The 23,901-nt window shown below is 67.7% G+C and carries 20 protein-coding genes; 10 read left to right on the plus strand and 10 right to left on the minus strand.

What is annotated here, in order from left to right:
- The first annotated feature begins 30 nt into the window (after window positions 1-30).
- The 6 genes from ACIG5A_RS20545 (at window position 31) to ACIG5A_RS20570 (ending at window position 9,405) form a co-directional block, all read left to right on the plus strand.
- A complete protein-coding gene (locus ACIG5A_RS20545) occupies window positions 31-1,764 on the plus strand; it encodes an Hsp70 family protein (protein ID WP_397242226.1) in 1,734 nt (577 codons plus the stop codon).
- A complete protein-coding gene (locus ACIG5A_RS20550) occupies window positions 1,757-4,372 on the plus strand; it encodes a LuxR C-terminal-related transcriptional regulator (protein WP_397242228.1) in 2,616 nt (871 codons plus the stop codon). Before ACIG5A_RS20545 ends, ACIG5A_RS20550 begins: the two co-directional genes overlap by 8 nt.
- Window positions 4,373-4,415: 43 nt before the next feature.
- A complete protein-coding gene (locus tag ACIG5A_RS20555; RefSeq protein WP_397242230.1) occupies window positions 4,416-5,540 on the plus strand; it encodes a hypothetical protein in 1,125 nt (374 codons plus the stop codon).
- A gap of 134 nt (window positions 5,541-5,674) precedes the next feature.
- Window positions 5,675-7,033, plus strand: coding sequence for a S1 family peptidase (locus tag ACIG5A_RS20560; RefSeq protein WP_397242232.1), 1,359 nt, complete (start codon window positions 5,675-5,677; stop codon window positions 7,031-7,033).
- Window positions 7,034-7,168: 135 nt separating this feature from the next.
- Entirely contained in the window at window positions 7,169-8,449 is a 1,281-nt protein-coding gene (locus tag ACIG5A_RS20565; RefSeq protein WP_397242234.1) for a protease, read from the plus strand.
- A 98-nt stretch (window positions 8,450-8,547) separates the two neighbouring features.
- Window positions 8,548-9,405, plus strand: a complete 858-nt coding sequence (locus ACIG5A_RS20570) for an NRDE family protein (RefSeq protein WP_397242236.1) — start codon at window positions 8,548-8,550, stop codon at window positions 9,403-9,405.
- 63 nt (window positions 9,406-9,468) lie between these two features.
- On the opposite strand, the gene ACIG5A_RS20575 is transcribed toward ACIG5A_RS20570, so the two are convergent.
- Window positions 9,469-10,146, minus strand: coding sequence for a hypothetical protein (locus ACIG5A_RS20575; RefSeq protein ID WP_397242238.1), 678 nt, complete (start codon window positions 10,144-10,146; stop codon window positions 9,469-9,471).
- A 467-nt stretch (window positions 10,147-10,613) separates the two neighbouring features.
- On the opposite strand from ACIG5A_RS20575, the gene ACIG5A_RS20580 reads away from it, so the two are divergent.
- The 3 genes from ACIG5A_RS20580 (at window position 10,614) to ACIG5A_RS20590 (ending at window position 14,959) form a co-directional block, all read left to right on the plus strand.
- A complete protein-coding gene (locus tag ACIG5A_RS20580) occupies window positions 10,614-13,745 on the plus strand; it encodes a heterodisulfide reductase-related iron-sulfur binding cluster (RefSeq protein WP_397242240.1) in 3,132 nt (1,043 codons plus the stop codon).
- Window positions 13,746-13,868: 123 nt separating this feature from the next.
- A complete protein-coding gene (locus tag ACIG5A_RS20585) occupies window positions 13,869-14,390 on the plus strand; it encodes a helix-turn-helix domain-containing protein (RefSeq protein WP_397242242.1) in 522 nt (173 codons plus the stop codon).
- Window positions 14,390-14,959: a PIN domain-containing protein gene (locus ACIG5A_RS20590; protein ID WP_397242244.1), complete on the plus strand. Its 570-nt coding sequence runs from the start codon at window positions 14,390-14,392 to the stop codon at window positions 14,957-14,959. The genes ACIG5A_RS20585 and ACIG5A_RS20590 overlap by 1 nt, the downstream gene beginning before the upstream one ends.
- Window positions 14,960-14,972: 13 nt before the next feature.
- Here ACIG5A_RS20590 and ACIG5A_RS20595 read toward each other — a convergent pair whose 3' ends face one another.
- Genes ACIG5A_RS20595 through ACIG5A_RS20605 form a run of 3 tightly spaced genes read right to left on the minus strand, consistent with a single transcriptional unit; the run spans window position 14,973 to window position 17,620 of the window.
- On the minus strand, window positions 14,973-15,206 hold the full coding sequence (locus tag ACIG5A_RS20595; protein WP_397242246.1) for a hypothetical protein: 234 nt from the start codon (window positions 15,204-15,206) through the stop codon (window positions 14,973-14,975).
- Window positions 15,207-15,242: 36 nt separating this feature from the next.
- Window positions 15,243-16,391: an acyl-CoA dehydrogenase family protein gene (locus ACIG5A_RS20600; protein WP_397242248.1), complete on the minus strand. Its 1,149-nt coding sequence runs from the start codon at window positions 16,389-16,391 to the stop codon at window positions 15,243-15,245.
- Window positions 16,391-17,620 carry an acyl-CoA dehydrogenase family protein gene (locus tag ACIG5A_RS20605; protein ID WP_397242250.1) on the minus strand — a complete coding sequence of 410 codons (1,230 nt, stop codon included), beginning with the start codon at window positions 17,618-17,620 and terminating at the stop codon, window positions 16,391-16,393. The genes ACIG5A_RS20600 and ACIG5A_RS20605 overlap by 1 nt, the downstream gene beginning before the upstream one ends.
- 248 nt (window positions 17,621-17,868) lie before the next feature.
- On the opposite strand from ACIG5A_RS20605, the gene ACIG5A_RS20610 reads away from it, so the two are divergent.
- Window positions 17,869-18,819: a PH domain-containing protein gene (locus ACIG5A_RS20610; RefSeq protein ID WP_397242252.1), complete on the plus strand. Its 951-nt coding sequence runs from the start codon at window positions 17,869-17,871 to the stop codon at window positions 18,817-18,819.
- A gap of 61 nt (window positions 18,820-18,880) precedes the next feature.
- Here the strand turns inward: ACIG5A_RS20610 and ACIG5A_RS20615 are convergent, their stop codons facing one another.
- From ACIG5A_RS20615 to ACIG5A_RS20640, 6 genes are read right to left on the minus strand one after another with little or no spacing between them, the layout of a single operon-like run.
- Complete coding sequence (locus tag ACIG5A_RS20615; protein ID WP_397242254.1) at window positions 18,881-19,216, minus strand: hypothetical protein; 336 nt, start codon at window positions 19,214-19,216, stop codon at window positions 18,881-18,883.
- A 1-nt stretch (window position 19,217) separates the two neighbouring features.
- A complete protein-coding gene (locus tag ACIG5A_RS20620; RefSeq protein WP_397242256.1) occupies window positions 19,218-19,808 on the minus strand; it encodes a hypothetical protein in 591 nt (196 codons plus the stop codon).
- A complete protein-coding gene (locus ACIG5A_RS20625) occupies window positions 19,805-20,896 on the minus strand; it encodes a glycine-rich domain-containing protein (protein ID WP_397242258.1) in 1,092 nt (363 codons plus the stop codon). The genes ACIG5A_RS20620 and ACIG5A_RS20625 overlap by 4 nt, the downstream gene beginning before the upstream one ends.
- A complete protein-coding gene (locus ACIG5A_RS20630) occupies window positions 20,893-21,315 on the minus strand; it encodes a DUF2744 domain-containing protein (protein ID WP_397242260.1) in 423 nt (140 codons plus the stop codon). The genes ACIG5A_RS20625 and ACIG5A_RS20630 overlap by 4 nt, the downstream gene beginning before the upstream one ends.
- A 2-nt stretch (window positions 21,316-21,317) precedes the next feature.
- Complete coding sequence (locus ACIG5A_RS20635; protein ID WP_397242262.1) at window positions 21,318-22,961, minus strand: phage tail protein; 1,644 nt, start codon at window positions 22,959-22,961, stop codon at window positions 21,318-21,320.
- Window positions 22,958-23,875, minus strand: coding sequence for a phage tail protein (locus ACIG5A_RS20640; RefSeq protein WP_397242264.1), 918 nt, complete (start codon window positions 23,873-23,875; stop codon window positions 22,958-22,960). The genes ACIG5A_RS20635 and ACIG5A_RS20640 overlap by 4 nt, the downstream gene beginning before the upstream one ends.
- Window positions 23,876-23,901: the final 26 nt, after the last annotated feature.

Here is a 23,901-nt window from a genome sequence, read left to right on the forward strand (position 1 = left end):
ACCACACAGTTTTCGAACGGGGTTCTCGTAATGACAGAGCGTCTGGCGCTCGGCATCACTGTCGGGGCGTCGAATTCGGTCGCCATTGCGGCGGCGGGGGACGGTAGTGAGGACGTTGTCACGCATCCGAGCGTGCTACGACTCGCGGCCGGCGCACCGCCCGCACTCGGCGGCGATGCCCGATCCATCGGCCGCCATTCCAGCGCCACGGTGCTGGAGGGTTTCCTGACCAGGGTCGGCGATCCGGTGGACATGTTCGCCGAGGACGGCACCGCCCATTCCGCGGCAACGCTGGTGGCCACGGCCATCGGCTGCCTGATCGACGAGATCGGCACGGGGGCAGCGGATTCCGCGATAGCATGCCATCCGGCGTGGTGGTCGGCGCATACCGTAGAGGCCCAGCGCGCCGCGCTGGAACAGGCCGGGCTGGCAGCGGTGACCCTGATCCCCGAGCCGACCGCGGCGGTGCGCTGGCTGGAATCGGTGCACGGACCGCTCGGCGACGGCGCGGTGGTCGTCTACGATCTCGGCGCCACCGGCCTGACGGTCTCGGTGGTGCGCACCGGCGAGCACGCACGCCTACTCGGCACACCGCTGCGCGCCACCGATGTCGCAGGCGCCGAATTCGATCTGCTGACCATGCGCTATGTCCTGGCAAATGCGCTGCACGGAAATGACTTCGATCCGTTCGACCCGGCGGTGGAACGCGAATTGTCGACATTGCGCGCCCGCTGCCGCAATGCGAAGGAAGAGCTCTCCATAAATACCGCGACCGTTGTTCCGGTGCGCTTGGATCCGGCCGCGCCGCGCGGTGAGCAGGTCCGCCTGGTCCGCGGCGAGCTGGAGGATTTACTCCGCGAACCGCTACTGACCTCGATCGACGTGATGCGCGACGCGGTGCATCGCGCCGGGCTGGAGATCGCCGATATCGGCCGGGTGTTGCTCACCGGCGGCGGTGGTGCGATTCCCCTTGTCACCGAGCTGATCTCGTCCGAATTCGGTCTCCCGGTGGTCGCGGCGCCACAGCCCGCGCTCACCAGCGCCCGCGGCGCCGCCGTGCTCTCGGCGGATCTGCTTGCCGCCAAGGAGACGCACGCGCCGATCGCGGCCGTGACCGCCATACCGGCACCCTCGGCGCCGAAAACCAAAGAGCTGCCCTCGGTATCGAAGCAGCAGTCGCTGCCGACCGCCCGCGCCCGCCGCAGGCTGACGGGCAAACAGCGCGCCGCGATCATCGCGGGCACCGCGATCGCGCTCGCCGCATTGGCCACCGGGACGGTCGCGATCGGAACTGGTGCTCAATCCGGCCCGAATCCGCCTGCCTCGGTGCAGAATTCGACGATGACTCCAGGCGCCGCCGAGATCGCGGCGACAACGGGGGCACCGACAGGCACCCCAGCAGCCACGACGGCACCGGTCGTCGCGACCACTCCGACCACCAACCCCAACCCGAAACCCGGTGCGGCACATCCCGCGCCGACGAGCAGCGTCGTGACCGTGAATAACCAGACGACCCAGGCGGACACCACGGCCCCCGCGGAACCCGCCGCACCACAACCGAACTCACCGCAGCCGAACTCGCCACAACCCGAGGCGCCGGGCACGACGCAACAGCCGCCACCGCAACCGAGACCGGCGCCCAACCTGCCGAACCTGCCGTCGCCGCCGATCGGCGGACTGGGTGACGCGGTCGACAAGGTCGGCGGCGCCGCCAGCTCGGCCGCGCAGATACCCGGCCAGATCCTCGGAGGCAACGGTGGCTGATACCGCGTTCGACACGATGCCGTGCGCACGGGAGATCTTCCGCGAGGTCGATTCCGCCGATCACGAGCCCGTCGTCTATCTCATTCGCGGCCGCTCCGGCACCGGCAAGACCACCCTGCTCGCGGCGATCCGCGCCCGGCTGCGCGCGCACGGCATCCTCACCCATGACGATCCCGCGCTGATCGATTCCACCGCAACCGATTTCGGCACCCATACGCTCGGTGCGCACACGGTCGAGACGATCGCCACCAGGGCGAACGGCAACGGCGGCGCACACCGGCGCACCGATCAGCCGCGCTCCGCCCTGATCATCGACAACGCGCATACGCTGCACGATGCCGATCTCGAAAGCCTGTGCGCCACGATCGAATCCGGCTGCCACACCGTGGTGGTCGCGGCCCAGCCGCGCCCGCACGACCCACGCGTGCGCACGCTCACCGATACGGTGGCCCGCCGCGGCCGCGTGGTGGATCTGCGCGCGCTCGGCGTCGCCGATATCGCGCCGTTCGCCAGGGAACTCGGCATGATGGTTCCCCGCCAGGTGGCCCAGCACATCCATCGGCAGACCGCGGGCATCCGTGGCGGTGTGGTCGCCGCGCTGAGCGCCGCCTGCTCGGCCCGCCTCGACGCGGGTATCCGCGCGGTCGACGAGGCGGTGTCCGGCTGGACCCGCGCGCTGCTCGACGATGTCGAGCCGGATCTGCTGGAAACCCTGGTCGTCGCCACCACCGGCGCGGGCCTGGATTCCAGTGAGCTCACCGAGGTGCTCGGCATCGAATCCGCGGCGGCACAGGACCTCATCGATCGAGCGCGGGCCAGCGCACTGGTGACCGATGCCGATCTGCTGCTGACCCCAGCGGTCGCACCGCTGCGCACGCTGCTCGGCGACCGCAGGTTCGTCGCCGTGCAGCGCCGCCTGCTCAACGCGCGCCTCGACTCGGGCCTGCTGCGCGACCACACCGCACTGCTACTCGCCGAATCCGGCGTCCAGGATCGAAGGCTCGCCGAATTCCTGTGCGGCACAGCGGAAAAGGCCGGTCGCGAGGCGGTCCGCTACTACGCCGCCGCCGCGGCGACCGGCGCCGATCCCGATCTGATCGCGCTGCGCTGGGCCGAGGCGGCCGCCCGCACCGGTGACGGCGAGACCGCGATTCGCTTGGCGGAGCCGGTGATCGGCCGCCCCGGCGTCAGCGGGCCCGAACTCGCCGACGCGGTGCGGATCTGCGCGGCGGTGCTCACCCGTCGCGGCCTGGTCCGCCGCGCCGCCCAGCTGTACAACTGGCTCGGCGCCCAGCGGATCGGCGCGGATTGGGCCGTCGGTGCGACCGTGCAGTACCTGGCGGGCGATGTCGGCGCGGCGGCGGAGCTGTCCGGCTCGGCGCCCCAGTGGCCGCCGACCGAGGCCAACGCGCACGCCAGGCTGATCGCGACGGCGCTGGCACAGTCCATCGCCGAACGCGAATCCGGTACGGCCGCGGCGGTTTCCGCGCTGGTTCAGGCGGCCAACGCGGATGCGGGCGTCGACCGCTTCCTGCCGTGCACCGCCGCGTCCATCGCGACGCTGCTGAGCCTGAGCACCGGCGAACCGCGCCGTGCCGCCGACGCGCTGCGGCGCGCGCGGACCGGCGGCCTGCGCTGCCATCAGCTCGACGTGCTCGCCGCCTGGTCGGCGATGCTCGGCGGCGACGAGCAGACCGCTTCGGCCACCGTCGACGCGCTCGACCACGATTCGCTCGACGTGCGCGATCGCCTGCTCGCGCACGGTGTCGCGGTCGGCCTTGCCCGCCGCGGCGGCGATCACGCGGCGCTCACCGTGGCCTGGCAGGCCGCGCGCCCGCTGTTCGACGACGTCGACACCGATCTGCTCGCCCTGCTCCCGATCGGCGAACTGTGGCTGGCCGGAATCCGGCTGCGCGACGAGCGCCCGATCGCCCCGCTCGTCGACGCGGCGCTCGCGCTGCTTCGCGGCCTGGACGAGCCACCCGCCTGGGCGAATGCCTTCCACTGGTACGGCGTCCAAGCCGGTATCGCACACGAGAGCCCCGACGAGCTGCTGCCGCATGCCCACGCGCTCAAGGCCGCCGCCGAGGCGGGCGACCGGCACGCCGCCGTACTCGCCGACGCGGGACGGACGTGGGTGCTCGTCCTGCGCGGACAGGTCGAGATCGCGCCGGTCGAGGCCGTCGTGGCACAGCTGCGCGAGATCGGCCTGATCTGGGATGCCGCCCGGCTGGCCAGCGAGGCGGCGCTGGCCGCCGCCGATTCCGCGACCGCCACCGCGCTGCTCAAGCTCGCCCGCACGGTGCGCGCCGAGGCCAAGCCGCAGGAACGTCCGGCCCGGCCGCAACCGCAGGCGGTCACGCCGCAGGAACCGGCGCCTCCCGCGGCACCGCCGACCCCGACGGTGCTGCTCAGCGAGCGCGAACGCGAGGTCGCGGAGCTGGTGCTGCTCGGGTTGACGTATCGAGAAATCGGCGCGCGTCTGTACATTTCCGCCAAGACGGTGGAGCATCATGTCGCCCGGATCCGCCGCCGGATCGGTGCCAGATCGCGTTCAGAGTTATTGTCGATGCTCCGCGCTATGGGACACGGCTCGCTGCTGGTGTGATGCCCGGTGCGGCCGAATCCATGCCGAAGCGAGGTAACTGACGATGGCCACAGGGGTGGGCCTGCGCATCGCCGAAGACACATGCACGGCGGCGATCGTCACCGAATCCGGTGAACCGCGGTACATCGTCCGTGAGTCGATCCTGCACATGTCCGACGATGGCGACACCGAGCTCGGCGGACCCGCGCCGAGCGGCAACACGCATTCCGTCACCGGGTTCGTCTCCAAGGTCGGCGATCCCACGGGCATTCCCGTCGACGACGGCGAGGCCTACCGCGCCGAGGACATGGTCGCGACGGCGCTGTTCTGCCTGATCAACCTGACCGCCGAATATCTCAGCGGCCCGGCCGAGTTCTACGCGACCCATCCGGCGGACTGGCCGCCGGAGTACGTGCGGTCGCTGCGCGAGGCGCTCGACTATCTCGGGCTGCGGTCGGTGGTGCTGGTCAGCGAGGGTGATCTGCCCGGCACCGGCGACGGCGATCCGACGACCGCCTACGCCTACGACGCCGCCCGTTCGGCGCTGGCCACGGTGCTGTCCACCCCGGCGGGTACCACGCCGCCGGATCCGAGCTCCGCGGAAAACGCGATGGAAGCCACCGACGTGATCCCCGCGGTCTCCGACGACGGCCACCCGCAGGCCTACTCGGCCGCCATCCCGGTCGCCGGGGGCGTCGGACCGGCGCCGACCATGGTCGAGCCGCTCACGCCTGCCGCACCCGCCACGCCGCGGAGCCGTACCTCACTCCTACTAGCCGCCGCGGCGCTGATCGGGCTCGCACTCGGTGCGTTCGGCGTCGCTGTCGTCCTGCGCTCCGGTTCGGAGACGCCGGTGCCACCGTTGCGCGATGCCAAATCCGAACAGGTGTCGGTGACCCCGTCGGCGCCACCGCCGCCGATCGTCCCGCCCGCGCCGCCGACGACAGCGCCACCGACCACCACCCCCGAGCCGACGACGACAACACCGGAGCCGACCACCACCGAGCCGACCACCACGCCGCCACCGACCACGCCGCCACCGACCGTCACATCGCCGTCGACGACGCCGAGCCCGACCGCGCCGACGCGTCCCTCGCGCCCTACCCAAACCCCAACCAACCCAAACGATTTCTTCCCGATTCCCGCGATCCCGCTGCCCCCGGGTTTGGAGACGCCCGGGCAGCGTTGATTCATAGAGACCTACCCCGGTTTGTGCCCTAAAGTGATCCGCTGACCGGTGTTGTCGGAAAAATTGCGGACAGACGGTCTGTTGCAGTCCAAGTCGTGCCCACGAGGTCTCGACATTGCTGATGAAGGGACTTCATGCGCAAGTTGGTGGCGCGTCGCGCCGCGGTCAAGGCAGCCACAATCGCGGCGACCGTCTTCCTTGTCCCTTTGTTCGGCACCATCCCCGCCCAGGCGGAACCGGCGGCACCAGCCCAGCTGACCGCGGACAATCTGCCACCCGAGCTCACCCAGGCCATCGCGCGTGACCTCAAGATGTCACCGGCGGAGTATCTCGAACGGTCGGCCAGGGCCCAGCAGCTGAGCACCTACGCGCGCGAATTCCGTTCGGAGCGACCGAATTCCTACGCGGGCGCCTGGATCGGCACGGACGGCAAGCCGGTCGTCTCGGTCACCTCGGCCGACGCCGCGCGCATCGCCGCGGCCGACGGCTACCAGACCCATATCGCGCCGATCTCGGCGGACAGCCTGGAAAGCTCGCTGATGCAACTGAATCAGTGGGTCACCGGGCTGCCGAAGGAGATCTCGCAGGCGATCAACTCGGTCGCCATCGATTTCCTCAACAGCCAGCTGGTGCTGAGCGTGGCGAACACCCCGATCGGCCACATGATCAACCTGCCGACGCTGATCGCCAACGTGAAGGTCATCCTGTCGCCCAACAGCGGCGGCCCGGTCGAGCGCAGGCCGATGGGCGGCGACACCTACATCACCACCGCGGGCTCGCTGAACGACAGTTCGCTGCGCGGCGTCGACGTCTGCTCGTTCGGCTTCAACAGCACCGATGCCGCGGGCAACCCGCTGAACATCAGCGCGGGCCACTGCGATCCGAATCTCGGCAAGGCCGATCAGCAGGCCACCGTGTACTACCCGAACGTGAAGGACATCGCGAACAGCATCGAGCTCGGCACCTTCGTGAAGGCGAAGCTCGGCGGCGCGGGCGGGCTGGACTACTCGGTGATCAAGCTGAACGAGCGCGCGGTCACCGCGGGCATGGACCGGCCCTCGGTGCGCGGCGCGAACGGCACCACGCTGAACATCACCGGCACCGCGGATCCGGTCACCGGCGCCCCGGTCTGCAAGTCCGGCCAATCGTCCACCTTCACTTGTGGATTCGTGGTCGCCGACCGGGTGGAGACCCAGCTGTACACCGCGGAGGGCGAGAGCAAGATCGTGCGCGGCTTCGCCAGCTCGGCCTGCACGCTCGGCGGCGACAGCGGCGGCGCGATCGTGTCCGGCACGCTCGCCCTCGGCATCACCAGCGGTTCCAACGCCGCGGAGGCGCCGAACTGCAACGAGGCGAACACCGTGTTGGCGCAGTACGGCGGCACCGCCACGCTGGGCATTCCGATCCGCGCGATCCTCGCCGACATCGACGCGTCCTCGGGTGGCGGACTCGGCAACGGCATCTCCGTGCGCACCACCGCGCGCGCGAGTTGATGATCACATCGTCGGATATGCCGCTATCGACCGAATCGCTCCCAAAGTTGAGTAGGCAGACCGGCTCCGACCCCATATAGTCTGGGCATGCTCCTGCCACGTAGAGGTCAATACCGATCGTCAGTGCGACAGACCATGATCCGTAAAACAGCGATCGCCGCCTCGGCGGCGATCTTGCTGTTGGGTCCTACGGCAGCGGTAGCGAGCGCACAACCCGAGCAGGCCCCGGCCCTACCGGCCGAACTCGTCAGCGCGATCGCGCGCGATTTGAAGATCTCCCCCGAGGAGTACCTCAAGCGCGCGGACGCGGCCCAGCAGGTCGCCGCCTATGCCACCACGGCGCAGCGGCAGTACCCGCAGGTGTTCGCGGGCTCCTGGCTCGATGAGGGCGGCAAGGGCGTCGTCGCACTCGCCCAGGGGCCGGGCGCCGAAGAAGCGCGCAAGGCCGCGCAGTCGGCCGGGTTCGACGTCCGCACCGTCGCCAAGAGCGAGTCGGCGCTGCGCGGTGAGAAGAGCGCGTTCGAGCGGTGGCTCAGCGGCCAGCCCGCCGCGGTGGCCTCGCTGGTGCGCGGCGTCGTGATCGACACCGTGAACAACTCCATCGCGGTGCGCGTCGATCAGGTCGGCCTGCCGATGCCGAGCTTCATCGACCCGGCGCGGGTGATCGTGATGGCGCCGCCGGTCGCGGGCGAGCGGACGACGCTGCAGGCGAGCGAGATCGCGGGCGAGGCGCGCGGCGCACTGGCCGCGGGCGACGGCTACGCCTCGACCCAGGGCCGGATGTCGCTGCGCTGCTCGCTCGGCTTCAACGGCACCGATCGCTCCGGCAACACCGTGAATATCTCTGCGGGCCACTGCAATCCGGATATCCCGGCGGCGGGCGGCCCGAACGCCTCCGGCGTCTTCGAACTGATCGGTGGTGACCGCCTCGGCGCCCAGCTCGGCCAGTTCCAGAAGTCGGTGCTCGGCGAGCAGGACTACTCGATCATCCGGATCAACGACCAGTCCAGGGACCGCTTCGCCAACAACCTGGTGAAGGTGCCCGGCGCGGGCCCCATCCCGATCGACGGTGTCGCGACCCCGGTGGTCGGCGCCCCGGTCTGCAAGTCCGGCTCGCGTACCGGCTTCAGCTGCGGCGTGGTCAACGCGGTCGACCAGACCGTGCAGATCGGTGAGCGGCTGCAGACCCAGAGCTTCTCCGCCAACATCTGCGCGCTGCCCGGCGACAGCGGCGGCCCGATCGTCACCGGCAGGCTCGCCCTCGGCATCTCCAGCGCGTCGTCGGTGGCCGATTACCCGATCTGCGAGATCCCGAACCTGATCGGCGCGCTCACCGGCAACGCGCCGCAGCTGTTCGGTCAGCCGATCAGCGTGGTCCTCTCGGACAACCCGGGTCTGAAGGTGCGCACCAACTGACCCCTGGAGCATCGAAAGGGCCGACAGCACTGCGCTGTCGGCCCTTTTTGCTGTCACAGAGCCCTACCCCGCGGGTCAGTTGGTGCATGCTGGATTGCATGTGTTTGGTGTTGATCGGCTGGCGCGCGCATCCGGAATATCGGTTGATCGTCGCGGCCAACCGCGACGAGTTCTACACCCGCGCCACCGAGTCCATGCGCTGGTGGCCCGAGGTCCCCGGGTTGCTCGCCGGGCGCGATCTGGGCGCCGTCGGCCGGGTCGAGGGCGATCCGCCCGGCACCTGGCTCGGGGTGCGGCAGGCCAACGGCCGCAACCGCTTCACCACCGTTACCAATGTGCGCGACCCCGGCAACGAACGCCAGGACGCCCGCTCGCGCGGCGCGCTGCTGATGGACTTCCTGCGCTCGGGCGAAGCGCCGGGCCCGGAGAAGTACGTCCTCGACATCGCCGCGGCGCCGGACGTCTACAACGGCTACAACCTGGTGGTCTCGGACCTGGACACGCTGTGGTGGCACACCAACCGCGGCGACCCGCGACCGCGCGAGCTGTCACCGGGCTTCCACGGCCTCTCCAACGGCAATTATGTGGCCTCGGCAGGGTTGACCCCCGGCGACACCGATTTGACCGCGCCTCAGCCGATCTGGCCCAAGGTTCGCGGTGGTGTAGCGGGACTGCGGGCGGTGGTGGAATCCGAACCCGGCGCCGTCGAGCGCTATTTCGAGGTGCTCGCCGATCGGACACAGGCCCCCGACGATCAATTGCCGCACACCGGAGTTCCGCTGCCGATCGAACGCGCGGCGTCGGCCAGGTTCATCCCGCACGCCACGTACGGCACCCGGGTGAGCACCGTGCTGCTCGTGCGCGAGGACGGATCGTTCGAGATGACGGAGCGAACCTTCGGGCGGTTCGGCCGGCGCAAGGGCGAGGTGGCGTTCCGCGGCGGGCTCGACGACTGAAACACCGACTGGCCCGCACCCAGAAAGGGTGCGGGCCAGTCGATTACGAGCTCGGTCGCCGATTTACTTCGGCTTGTCGGCCCACTTGGTGGTGCCGTCCGGCGCCTGCAGGGTGTTGAGCAGCTCGATGCCCGCGGCGATCAGGGTCGGGCCACCGACCGCGATGGTGCCGAGGATGCCACCGATACCGGCGCCGGGGAGGCAGCCGATGGCGGGGATCACGATGCAGCCGACGACGAAGCCGATCGCGGTGCCGATGAAGCCACCGACCGCGGTCGAGATGCCGAAGTTGCTCGCGAATTCGTTCTGCGCACGCTGGTTCTCGATCGGCGAGGCGATCTGCTGAACCTGCAGCGGGCGGGCCGGATCAACGACAAGCCCTTCCGGCTTTTCCGCGTTGACCTCGAGGACGGTGCCGTCCTTCTTCACAACCGGCTTGACCGGCACCTTCTGCCCGTCGACGTTGTAGTCGAGCGGGAACGAGATGAGCGTGTTGCCTTTCCCGTCCTGGACATTGGCGTAGGTGGTCTTCGGATCATCGGCAGTCGCGCCGTCCTTCTCGGTCAGCGAGAAGGTGCCCCCCTTGAGCGAAGCGACGATGGTCTTGTCCACCATTTTGACCGAGTAGTTCAGACCGGGCTCAGACGGCGCGGCGACGGGCTCGGCGTGCGCGGTCCCCAGACCGATGGTCATCGCACCGATGGCCATGGCGGCGACCGCAGTGGTCCTGCGGAGATTCATTCAGTTTCCAATCCATCATCAGGTTGTCCGCCAGCCGCCTCGCCCACGCGAGAGCCCATTCAGCCCAGGCTCTTTCGAGCCTGGATCCTCCCCGAGCTATGAGAAGACGGGCACAGCAAACAGAAACGAGGTGAGCGTAATCGAACAAGACCACAGATGCGAGGTGCCTTACAGATTCTGAACTTTCGGCTCGACTAAGCCTGGCCTTAGGCGTTGTGCCCCAGGCCACCATGTTTACGGTGTTGATCAGCCGAACTCGCCTGCGGATGGAACATCCCGAGTGAGATGGATCACAGGTCGATAATTGGTCAAGCCCCAGGAAGAGGGGGGATGGGCCGGCTACCGATCGTACGATAGACAGTAGTTGTTACTGGCGGGTAACTTACCGCCCGTTAGGATACGAGCCAACCGGGCGGCGCCCAGGCCGCCCCGCAACGCTCGTGTTGCCTCTAAAGAAAGGTCGCGACATGAATGCCCTGACAGTGACGCTGGGCACGATTGGGACGGCGCTCAGCTTGTTGTGTTGGGCGTCGTTCGTCGGCGGCGTCCGAAACATCGCGCGCACCATCATGATCGGCCAGTCCGCACCCGATCGGTGGCGACCGTTCTTCCCGCGCTTCAAGACGATGCTGGTGGAATTCCTCGCGCATACGCGCATGGTGAAGTTCCGCACCGTCGGCTGGGCGCACTGGCTGGTGATGATCGGCTTCCTCGTCGGCTTCATCCTCTTCTTCGAGGCATACGGGCAGACCTTCGATCCCGAATTCCACTGGCCGATCATCGGCGACTGGGCGATCTACCACCTCGCCGACGAGCTCCTCGGCCTCGGCACCGTGATCGGCATCGTCGCGCTGATCATCATCAGGCAGCTGAATCACCCTCGCGTGCCGGAACGGCTTTCGCGCTTCAGCGGCTCGAAGTTCGGGCCCGCCTACACCATCGAAACCATCGTGCTCATCGAGGGCCTCGGCATGGTGTTCGTCAAGGCGGGCAAGATCGCCCTGTACGGCCACTCGAACCCGTGGACCGACTTCTTCACCATGCAGGTCGCCGAGTTGCTGCCCGCCAACGCGACGATGGTCGCGCTGTTCGCGTTCGTGAAGCTGATGTCCGGCAGCACCTTCCTGCTCCTGGTCGGGCGCAACCTCAACTGGGGTGTCGCGTGGCACCGGTTCTCGGCGTTCCCGAACATCTACTTCAAGCGTGAGGACGACGGCGGCGTCGCACTGGGTGCGGCCAAGCCGATGATGTCCAAGGGCCAGCCGATCGATATGGAGACCGCCGACCCGGACAACGACACCTTCGGTGCGGGCCGGATCGAGGACTTCTCCTGGAAGGGCTGGCTGGACTTCACCACCTGCACCGAATGCGGTCGCTGCCAGTCGCAGTGTCCCGCATGGAATACCGGTAAGCCGCTCTCGCCCAAGCTGCTGATCATGTCGCTGCGCGACCACGGCTACGCCAAGGCGCCGTACCTGCTTGCCGGTGGCCGCAAGGACATGGGCGGCGACGAGGTGGGCCTGGTCGACGCCGAGGGCAACCCGAACGAGGCCGCGCTGGCCAAGATTTCGGCCGAGGCCAAGGCCGAGGCCGAGCGTCCGCTGGTCGGCGGCGAGGACGTGCACGGCATCATCGATCCCGAGGTGCTGTGGAGCTGCACCACCTGCGGTGCGTGCGTCGAGCAGTGCCCCGTCGATATCGAGCACGTCGACCACATCATCGATATGCGCCGCTACCAGGTGCTGATCGAATCGGAGTTCCCGTCCGAGCTCGCCGGTCTGTTCAAGAACCTGGAGAACAAGGGCAATCCGTGGGGCCAGAACTCCAAGGACCGGCTCAACTGGATCAACGAGATGGACTTCCAGATCCCGGTCTTCGGCCAGGATGCCGACTCCTTCGACGGATACGAGTATCTGTTCTGGGTCGGTTGCGCCGGCGCATACGAGGACCGCGCGAAGAAGACCACCAAGGCCGTCGCGGAGCTGCTCGCCACCGCGGGCACCAAGTTCATGGTGCTCGGCGCGGACGAGACCTGCACCGGCGACTCGGCGCGGCGCGCAGGCAACGAATTCCTGTTCCAGCAGCTGGCGCAGCAGAACATCGAGCTGATCAACTCGGTGTTCGAAGGCGTCGAGCAGAGCAAGAAGAAGATCGTCGTCACCTGTGCGCACTGCTTCAACGCGCTGAACAACGAATACCCGCAGGTGGGTGGCACCTACGAGGTGGTGCACCACACTCAGCTGCTGAATCGCCTCGTGCGGCAGAAGAAGCTGATCCCGGTCGCCTCGGTGACGCAGAACGTCACCTACCACGACCCCTGCTACCTCGGCCGCCACAACAAGGTCTACAACGCGCCGCGTGAGCTGATGGAGGCCTCGGGCTCCACCCTCGTCGAAATGCCGCGGCACGGCGAACGGTCCATGTGCTGTGGCGCCGGTGGCGCGCGCATGTGGATGGAGGAGCAGCTCGGCAAGCGCATCAACGTCGACCGCGTCGACGAGGGGTTGGACATCCTCGCCGCGTCTTCGGGGAGCTCCGCAGGCTCCGCTCCCGGCAAGATCGCGACCGGCTGCCCGTTCTGCCGCGTCATGCTCACCGACGGTGTCACCGCGCGCCAGGAACAGGGCGAGGGTGTCGGCGTCGAGGTCGTGGACGTCGCCCAGCTGATGCTCGACGCGATCGACCGCGTCGAACCCGCCACGCTCACCGCGAACCTGACGGTCATCCAGGAACCCAAGACCGCCGAACCCGAACCTGTTGCGGCGGAGCCGGAACCGGTCGCGGAGGCGCCCGCCGCTCCCAAGGCCGCACCGACCGGTGGCGGTCTGGCCATGAAGGGCCCGGCGAAGGCACCCGGTGGTCTCGGCATGAAGGGCGCGGCCAAGGCGCCAGGCGGTGGCCTCGGCATGAAGGGGGCCGCCAAGGCACCCGGCGCGAAGGCTCCCGAAGCCGCCCCGGCCGAGGAGACCAGCGCACCCGCCGCACCGGTCAAGGGCCTGGCCATGAAGGGCCCCGCGAAGGCACCGGGTGGTCTCGGTATGAAGGGCGCGGCCAAGGCACCGGGCGGCGGTTTGGGCATGAAGGGCGGTGCGAAAGCACCCGGCGCCAAGCCCGCCGACGAACCTACTGCCGAATCCGCCCCCGCCGCAGAGACACCCACGGCACCGCCCGTGAAGGGTCTGGGCATGAAGGGCGCGGCCAAGGCGCCCGGCGGCGGACTCGCCATGAAGGGCGCGGCCAAAGCGCCCGGCGCGAAAGCTCCGGCTCCCGCGGCATCGGCACCGGCCGCCGAATCCACACCGGCCACGGAAACGGCTGCCGAACCAGCTTCGGCCCCCACCGAATCCAAGCCGACGGTAGCCCCCAAGGGCCTCGCCATGAAGTCCGGCTTCAAACGCCCCGGCCCCAAGGCCCCCGGCACGGCAACCCCGGCACCGGCCGCCCCCGCAGCGGAAACGCCTGCGGCTCAGCCCGAGCCGGCCCCGGAACCGGACCAGCCCGCCAACGGCAACGGCTCCCCCGAGGTAACCCCGCCGACCGCTAAACCAGGCGGCCTCGGCTTCAAGTCCGGCGCCAAGGCGCCAGGCCGCAAGAACTAACCTGAACACAGAAGAAGCCCGGTCCCACAGGCCGGGCTTCTTCTTGTTTGCAGCATCAACGACGCTATCGCTCTGTACGAACGTTTCGAAATCAATTACGATTTGTTCGAAGGAGGTAGTCACATGTCGACAGCAGCCTTGGTCCAGCAGACCTATTTACCCGAGCCGTCTGAAGAGTTGGCACCTGTAGTCAGCTTCCTCGCCGCCCACGAGGCCCGGCGCGGTGAATCCGTCCGCCCTCGATATCTGCTCGTCGGGGCGGACGAGCATGACCAGGTCGAAGTGCCGGAATCGGTGCACCGAGTGCTGGTGCAGGTAGTCGCGGCACTGCGCGAGGGCAAGGCCGTGACAGTCGCCCCACAGAGCCTGACCTTGACCACCCAACAAGCGGCCGACCTGTTGGGCGTAAGTCGGCCAACCGTCGTTCGTCTGATCGACGCGCATGAGATTCCGGCCGAACGGACGGGTTCCCGACGACGGGTTCTGCTGACCGACGTGTTGGCGTATCGAGAACAGCGCAGACGAAAGCAATACGAAGCCCTCACCATCAGCTCAATCGAGATGGACGACGAGGACGATCCGGCGGCCGTGCTCGCCCAGCTACGCGAAATCCGCAAGGAGGTCGCGGCAAAACGGCGCCGCTGATGTTCAGCGCACTGCTCGACACCTGCGTTCTCTGGCCGAGTCTGCAACGGGACTTCTTGCTGTCACTCGCTGTGGAGAATCTCTATCGACCATTGTGGAGCGACACCATCCTCGCCGAACTCGAACTGCATGAGGCGCGGAAGCTAGTCGATCGCGGTCAGGATCCAAGGCAGGCACAGGCCCGCGCAACCCGACTGGTCACCGTTATGACCGATGCATTCGATGACGCCTTGGTCTGCGGCTGGGAACCGCTGGAAGGCTCTTTCGGCTTGCCCGACCCCGACGACGAACATGTAGTTGCCGCGGCAGTCGTCAGCGGGGCCGGAGCCATCGTCACCGAGAATCGCAAGCACTTTCCGACCGAACGCCTACCGTCCGAGCTCCAGGTCATCGGCGCAGCCGAGTTCGCCGCGAACACCTGCGCTGTCGATCCGACCCGAGCATTGGTTGCTGTACACAAACTCTCACTGCGCCATCGCAACCCGGCGCGATCCATTGATGAACTGCTCGCCGTGCTGGCATCGCGCTACAAGATGCACGAAGCGGTCGAGTTGATGCTCGGCACATAGTTCTGCACACCGCTCAGCAGCCACCCCGCGGGTCCCGTACCGGCACGACTTCGTCGAGGTAGTGGAGGTCGGAACCGTCGATTCGGATTTGTGGATCGATGTACGCCGTAGCCGTGTCTCGCCAGGCGGCCAGGGTCGAGCGGATCACCGCGCCTGAGTCCCGGAGGAGGTCGAGATTCCCGTCCGCGTCCAGGGCGCCGATGATCTGGTCCAGATCGTTTCGCAGTTCTGACCATGTCGAATCCACAGAGCGAGAGTGCCAGGACCAATTCTGTTCTGCGAGCTAATTCTTGGCGAGGGTGGCGTAGCGGGCCAAGTGGTGGTCTCTGGTGCCGTATTCGGATTCGAGGGCGGTCAGGCGCTTGAAGTAGTGGCCGATGGGGAGTTCTTCGGTCATGCCCATGGCGCCGTGGAGTTGGACGGCGTTCTGGCCGAGGTGGCGGGCGGCGCGGGCGATGGTGACCTTGGCGGCGGAGACCGCTTTCGCGCGGGCCGTGGGGGTGGCTTGTAGGGAGTGGATCGCCAGATGGGTTGCGGCGATGGATTGTTCGAGTTCGATGTACATGTCGACCATGCGGTGCTGTAGCGCTTGGAACGAGCTGATGGGGACGCCGAACTGTTGACGCTGCTTGGTGTATTCGACGGTGTCGGTGAGGACCTTGCTCATGCAGCCGACCGCTTCGGCGCAGATGGCGGCGATGGCCTCATCGACGGTGGGTTCGATGGCGACCCAGGCCGCGCCCTCGACGCCGAGTAGGGCGTCGGCGGGGAGGCGGAAACCGGTGAAGGTGAGGTCCGAGGCAACGCGGTCGTCGATGGTGCGGTAGGAGTGCACCTCGATGCCCGCCGGTGGGTCGGCGGCGTCGAATTCGGTGCAGAACAGGGAGATTCCGGCCTGGTCGCGGCGCTCGCCCGAGGTGCGGGCGGAGATGATCAGGTGGGTGGCGATCGGGGCAGTGGTCACCACGGTCTTGGCGCCGTCGAGGATCCAGTCGTCGCCGTCACGGCGGGCAGTGGTCGATACCGCGTGCATGGTGTGGCCCGACGTGGGTTCCAGTGCGGCGAAGGCGATCCGGGCCTCACCCGAAACCACCTGCTGGAGAATCGCATCCGCGCGTTCGCCGCCGGAGCGGTTGAGCAGTCCCGCGCCGACGACCACCGTGTCGACGAACGGCTCGACCACCAGCGCACGGCCGAGTTCCTCGGCGATGATCATCAATTCGACCGGCCCGCCGCCCATTCCGTCGACGCGCTCCGGGAGGGTCGCACCCAGAATGCCGAGTTCCTCGGCGAAGCCACGCCAGACGGCGGGATCCCAGCCCGCCGCCGACTTCACGGCGCTGCGGCTCTTCGCCAATTCGTAGCGGGCGCCGAGGAATCCGGCGAGCGCGTCACGCAGGAGCTCCTGCTCCTTGGTCAGGGTGAAGTCCATCAGAGCCCCAATGCTGCTTTGGCGAGGATGTTTCGCTGAATTTCATTGCTGCCCGCGTAGATCGAGCCCGCACGGTCGTTGAAGTAGCGCAGCGGCGCGACGGCCTGCCAGTCCGCGCCGCTGCGGTAACCATCGGCGGGCGGGGTGAATTCGGCGATCGGGCCGCCGGGTTCGGTGGCATGCGGTTGGTAGACGCGTCCGCGCGGCCCGGCCGCCTCCAGCGCCAGCTCGGTGATCTGCTGGCTCAGTTCGGTGGCGAGGATCTTGAGCATCGAGGCGGCGGGGCCGGGGTTCTTTCCCTGCGCCATCGCCGAAAGCGTCCGGTACTCCAGGACTTCGAGCACTTCGGTGCGAATCCTGGCGTCGGCCAACCGCGCCGAGAACAGCGGATCGTCGATCAGCGGATAACCGTCCGGCCCGGCCTGTTCGGTGGCCGCTGTGGCTACATCCTGCGCCATGACCTGCAACCACGGTGCCGCCGAGCCACCACGCTCGTGAATGAGCAGGTATTTGGCGACGGTCCAGCCCTCGTCGATCCGCCCGAGCACATTGCTTTTCGGCACCCGGACGTTGTCGAAGAAGACCTGGTTCTGCACCTGCTCGCCGGAAGTCATCACCAGCGGCCGGATTTCGATGCCCGGTGTGTTCATATCGATCAGCAGGAAGGTGATGCCCTCCTGCTTCTTGCCCGCGCGCGAGGTGCGCACCAGGCAGAAGATCCAATTCGCTTCCGTCGCATGGGTGGTCCAGATTTTGCTGCCCGTACACACCAGATCGTCGCCGTCGTCGACGGCCGCCATGGTGAGCGAGGCGAGGTCCGATCCGGCCTCCGGTTCCGAATACCCCTGGCAGAAGAAGACTTCCCCGGTCAGGATCCGCGGCAGATAGAAATCCTTCTGCTCCGGCGTGCCGAACGCGATGATCGCGTGCGCCACCATCCTGATCCCCATCGGCGACAGCGCGGGCGCACCGGCCAAAGCCAGTTCCCTGCCGAAGATGTAGTGCTGAGTCAGGCTCCACGCACACCCGCCGTGCTGCACCGGCCAGGCGGGCGCCGCCCACCCGCGCTCGTGCAGGATGTGCTGCCACCGCATGCTGGCCTCGTGGTCGGGATAGACACTCGTCGCCAACCGCCCGGCCCGGCGCAGTTCGGGCGTCAGCTTCTCGTCGAGAAACGCCCGCACCTCGTCCCGGAAGCTCAGATCCTCCGCTGACCAGTCGTAATCCATCTGCCCTCCCGGAGGGTGTGCACCATGCGTCGCCGTCGGCGGTGCGCCGAAGCGAGGCGAACCATGGCCCGCCATCCTCAGCGTAGCAAACTGATGTCACCCGCCCGCACTTATGCGGTGATCCGGCGCATTCATTGCTCGGCGTCCGCGGAGTGACGAACGTGGCAGTGGCGACGACTATGCGGTCATGTGATGATTCGTGCGGATGGGGGCGGCTGGTGTCCCTGCCGGAACGAAGGAAGACAGCGTTGCGATACGAGGGGTCGACCGGTCAGATCACTGTGGAAACCGACGCCATCGTCATCACCAGGGAGGGCATCAACGCCAGGGTCGGGTTCGGCAAGGTGGCGCCGCGACGGATCCCACTGGGAGCGGTCTCTGGTGTGCTCCTGCGCGAACCGACCACGTTGAAGAGTGGCTACCTGCAACTCGGGCTCGGCGGAAACCCGGCAGTGGACCGTGGCATCAACACACCGAGCGATCCCGACGCGATCGTGTTCGGTTCCAAGCAGGCCACGCAGTTCCGGCAGCTGCACGAATGGCTGCTCTCGGTCGTTCGGCAGAACCAAACGCTGGGGATCGATTCCAGTGCCATCGATTACGACACCGGCACCAACCGCGTCGACCGCCAGCGCGCACGGGAAGCGGCGAGTAAGCAACGCGCGGCGCAGGTGTACGCCGGACCGGAAGGCCGCCCGGACGTCATCGCCGCGACGGCCCGAATGGGCGCCACGTGGGGCGGAATTCAGGAGATCGGCCATCTCGGCGAGCATCTGCGTGCCGAGGAGACGGTTCGCTTCATCGCCCAGGGCGCCTACGAAGGCGACGAGGGCATCGTGGTGCTCACCGACCAGCGCGTGCTGTTCCTCTTCCACGGCATGATCCGCAATCGACTGGAGGACTTCCCGCTGCACACCATCTCGTCGGTGCAGACCAGTTCAGGCCTGCGCACCGGCGAGCTGAAGATCTTCGCCTCGGGCAACACCGCGACGATTTCCAAGGTCAGGAAGGACGATCTGGCGCCGTTGGCCGACGCGATCCGCCAGTGGCTGGCACAGCCGGCCGCGCAGCCCGCACCCGCGCAATCCGCGCCGAACATCGCCGACCAGATCCGTCAACTGGCCGACCTGCACGCGTCGGGCATCCTCACCGACGCCGAATTCGCCACGAAGAAGCAGGACCTCCTCAACCGCATGTAGCCGGATACGACGAAAACGGCCCGGATTTCTCCGGGCCGTTTTTCGATTCGATTGTCGGGCGCTACGTCTCGGTTCGCTCGGCGATCGCGTAACCGCCGAGCAGGCCGAGAGCCATCCGATAGGCGCCGTCGACGTAGTCGGGCGACTCCGGGTTGTCTTGCAGCACAAATGAACCGGGCATGCGCTGCACCGATCGTGCCGCGGCGGCTCCGGTTTCGGTGGCGGCGACGACACCGACCTCGGGTGACTGGTGCGCGAAGGGCGGCTGGAGCCAGATCGTCACGTATTCGACGGCCTCGCCCTCGAACTGCTTCGGCGGATCCAATCGATAGCAGCGGGCCGGGCCGACATAGCCGCCGACCGCGTCGATGTGCAGATTGGCTGTGTTGGTTGTCATCTCAGTTCTCCTCTAGATATTCGACGACGGTGACGACGCCGTTCGCGCCCGCACCGCCCGCACCGCCGCCACCCGCGGGATAGCCGCCCGGCTGGCCGCTGTTGCCGCCCGCCCCCGACTGCAATACCTGCCAGAACGGCGGATTGCTGGAAACGGTTGCCAGGCCGGACTTCCCGCCCGCCGCCGACGATCCGCCACCACCGCCACCACCGGCGAGCAGCCGGACCGCGCTGGATGTAGTCGCTGCGCCCGGCTTTCCCGAGTCACCGCCACGGCCGCCGACGATGAACGAAATCCCCCCTGCGCCACCGCCGCTCGCCGTTCCGGCCGCACCGCCCGGCGCGGTCAGTTGCGGCTGACCGAAGACCGAGGCGCCACCGTCGCCGCCACCGCCAGCGCCGACCGAGATCGACACGGTCGCCGGGAGATCGGCGGCCTTGATGCGCAGGCGCTCCACCGCCGCACCGCCACCGCCACCGGTTTTCGCACCGCCTTGGCCGCCGCCACCGCGCAACCACACGTCGATGTAGGACAGCCCGGCAGGCTTGGTCCAGCTGGCGTTGGCCGTGAACACCAGTAGCCTGCTGATCACTTCGGCTCGGCTCCGCGCTCGATCACGTACACGATGCCGTTGCCGCCGTTGCCGCCCTTGCCGCGCGCGGCATCGCTGCGACCGCCGCCGCCACCGCCACCCCCGCCGCCGGGGTAAGCGCCGTCGCCCCCCTTGCCGCCGCCGTTGACGCCGCCACCGCCACCCCCGCCACCACCGGTGGCGAGGATGGAACTCGGGATGCTGCCGGGATTTCCGGGCAGGCCGTTCGCCCCGCCCTTGCCGCCGGGCGCGATGCCGCCCGCGCCGCCGTCCCCACCCGGCCAGCGCCCGGCGTCGCTGGGACCACCCGATCCGCCGCCACCGCCGCCGCCGCCGCCACCGTAGAGCTCATAGGAGCTGAGGGATGTCCCGCCGCGTTCGGCCCTGGACGGCACGGAGTTCTCGCCGGACACGATCTGCGCGGAGGCGCGACCACCGTTGCCGCCGAAGATCATCCCGACGCCGCCCGCACCGCCGAAGCCGGAGTTGAGAATGTTCTCGACGCCGCCGGTACCGCCGGTGCCGCCGGTGACGGTCAGCGCTTGGGCGCCGCTACCGAAAATCGTGTTCCCGCCACCGGTTCCGGCAGCGGCGATGGCGACGCCGCCCGGTCCGCCCGCACCGACGGTGATCGGAATGGGCGCGAACTTGCCCGCGCCGTCCTTGGCCAGCAGGGCGGTGGGAATCCTGACGTGGATCTCACCCCCGCCGCCACCGCCACCGCCGCCGTTCTCGTAGGCGGGCAGCCCGGCGGCCCACCCCGCGCCGCCGCCCGCACCCGCGCCGATGATGATCAGCTCGATCGATACGGTGCCCGGCGTCGGCGTGTAGGTGTTGTTGGAGGTGAACACGATCGCCTTGCCCTGCAACACCAATTTGTCGTAGGCGGCACGCAATTCGGTGATGCTGCGCGAGTGATCGTCGATCACGTTGTTGTAGGTGTTGTGCGCGGCGTCCTGCGCACCGCTGAACGACTTGACCACACCACCCTTCATGATCGCTTTCGCGGACTGCTCGGTGATGTTCTGCCCGTAGCGGCTGCGCACCACGAACGCGCCGTCGGGCGCGCCCTGCCCGGGAGTTGTCATGGCTGCCCCTCCTGGAGCTCGCGCAGCGTCGTCTCCTCGGCCACGTCCACCGCTTCGGCGGGTTCGGGCAGCCGCCCGAGCGCCTTGAGCTGGTTGATGACATGTTCCTGTTCGTGCACCGTCATCGACGCCATATCCGGCAGCACCACCGGTTCCGGCTCGTCCTCATCAATCGGCACCCAGAGTGCCGCACCGTTGAGCATGTGCTGCTGGCCACGGTGCGGCGGCTGCAACTTCTTCTCCTGGAACTCCGGATGATGCCGGAACCCACACTCGTACAAATGTTTCGAGATCACCCGGGCGATGGATTCCTGCAACAGCATGGGCTGGGTCGGCGACATGGCGATCTGCGCGAGCGCCCACAGCAGGTGCTCGTCGGGCTTGTCCATATCGCAGAGCTGCTGGGTGGGCAGACGCATTGCTACATCACTCCTAGGTCGTGCGCGATCCCGAACAGTTCCTGCACCTTTTCCAGTGCCTTGACCACGGGATCGCGTTCTTCGCGGTGGCCGACGGTGATCGCCCACGTCGGGGACCTGTCCCGGCTCCAGGACAGCGTGGCCTCGGAAACCCGCTCCACGTAGATTTTTCCCTTGGGTGCGCCCTTGACCGTCGTGCCGATGCGGTCGCCGACGTAGAAGTGCCCCTTACCGCGCTGACCGATGAGCCACGGTGCGCCGTCCGCGACCTGGACCTGGTGCGAGAACTGTTCGCGGGTGGCCCAGAGCTTGGCGCGCAGGTTGATCAGCGCCGACAGCGTGTATGCCTTGTCGGAGGCGCTGGCGAGCCCCTCCTTGTAGTGCGACCAGCCGAGCTGTTGCGCTCTGGTGGGTGATTTCCACGCCTGCCAGGCCAGGATCGTGTCGGTGTAGAGCGGTTTGAGCAGCGCGTCGGCCGCACCGCCCACCGGCGGCACACCGATCATCATCGCGATCAGGTCGCCCGCCATTTGGATTGCCGCACTGATCAGTTCGTTCACACCGGGCATGCTGTGACCGCCGGTGACCACCTGCACATCGGTGGCGGGCCTGCCGACGAATCCGGACGAGACGATGCCGTTGCGCTTGGTTTCCCGGTAGATGATGCCGGGCGCGGCGGGCAAGGTGCCCTTCCAGCCCGGCTGATAGTACTCATCGGGAAACGCTGGGTCGCTGATGATTTCGACGCCCTCGGTCTTCCCGTCGCCCGCGATGTTGGTGATGGCGTGCACCAGTCCGCTGAAAAGGTCACCGCCGAACGAGGTTCCGTTTGTCCATCCGGACTTGTCTTCGATATCGATGACCAGGCAGCCGTGCTTGAGCCGGGCGCCGGGCCACGGGGGTTCGTCACCGTCGAGATAGCGCCGGAAGGTCGGGGTCAGCTGACCGTCGGCGAGGATGCTCTTGGCGACGGTGTGGAAGTCCTTGAACCGCGAATGCACCACGGCGAACGGCGATCTGTCGTCCTCGATCTTCAGCGGCTTCACCACCATCGACCAGGTCGACTGGTCGAAGTTGAACCACTGCTTGGGATCGAGCGGGTCGTCCGGCAGCATCCAGATCGAGGACTCCAGCCGCATGATGTTCACCAGCAGCGTCAGTTTCAGCGCCCATTTCGCGGGCCCGAACATCAACCACAGTCGCGGGAACTGGACTTCGGCGAGCAGGAACGGATTGCTCCAGCAGATGATGTGCTTGAGCTCCTCGTAGTCGTGCTTGAAGAAGACGCGAACCACGGTCTGGCCGCTGGAGTTCTTCTCGATCTCGTAGGAGTCCATCCGGCCCGACCAGCGCACGCCGTCCTTGTCGACGGTGACGTGGATGTTCTTGGTCTTGCGCGCGTCATGGTCGATGATCCATTTGGCCAGGTAGTAGTCCTCCGGCATCTCGATCTTGCCGACCCCGGTCTCCGAGTCGACCTCCTGGAACGATCCGGAGTAGGTGTGCGCGACCTGGCCGCGCAGCACCCAGTTGCCGTCCCAGAGCCGCACCAGCGGCGGCCGTAATCGCTTGCGGCGGTTCGCTTCCAGCCTGGCGACGATGGCTGCGTACTCGGCCGCGAAGTCGATCGTGGCTATCGTGCTCATTCCAGGCCCCACGGACGCGTCCACGGCCGCGGCGCGCGGACCTGCAGGCCCGCACCCTGCGGCGCACCCGTAACCGCCACCGGCAGTGTGGTTTCCGGCGTGTACGGCGGAATCGGGTAGAGGAACATCTTGCCGTTCATCCGCTGGTACACCGCGGTGTCCAGCGACGAGATGACCTGCCCCTCCATCCCCATCTCGTCGGTGTCGACCCGGACGTGTTCGCCCGCACGCAGTTCCGGCATCACGATCATCCGGTCCGCGTCCTTGGTGGCGCGGTCGAATCGGTCGTCGCCGAAGGAGAAGTCGGGCAGCGTCCACTTGACGGCGCCGGTGCCCTGCAGCATCCACTTCAGCCAGATCTCGGTATCGGTCGGATTCGCGATCCGCACCGACCCCAGCTCGGTACTGCCGTCGGTGGTGTCCTTGGTGGTCACGAAGGTGGCGGTGGCGTCGGCCTGCATCCACCTCGGGTAGGCCGCGGCCAGCGGAACGAGCACCAGCCCGTACTGCTGATCGTTGGGGTCGCGGCCGACCTTCACCCGCGGATTCGACACCAGCTGCACGTCGAGCCAGCGCCGCGAATCCTGCACCTGCACCCAGAGTTTCGAGCGTTTGTCGTAGGAGAACGCCTTGCGCAGCGCGGAGTCGTTCTCCCGCCACGTGGCGGTCGCGGATTCGGTGACGTGGAAGGCGAGGGTGAATTCGTACTTCTCCTCGCGCATTCCGCCATAGGAGGCGCCGAGCTGGAACGCGGTCGAATTCCAGATGGTCTTGACCGGCGCGTCGTAGAGGCCGTCGAACTCGGTGCCGTCGTTCTCCGGGGCCAGGTACACACCGCGGGTGCCCGCGCCGGGACCCGCCACCGTGAATCGCTGGCCGTTGTGGCCCTCCAGCTCGATCAGCGTGTCAGGCATGATCCGTCCTTTTGATCGAAATGGTC

It is taken from the genome of Nocardia sp. NPDC052566, assembly GCF_044547285.1.
Taxonomy (GTDB): domain Bacteria; phylum Actinomycetota; class Actinomycetes; order Mycobacteriales; family Mycobacteriaceae; genus Nocardia.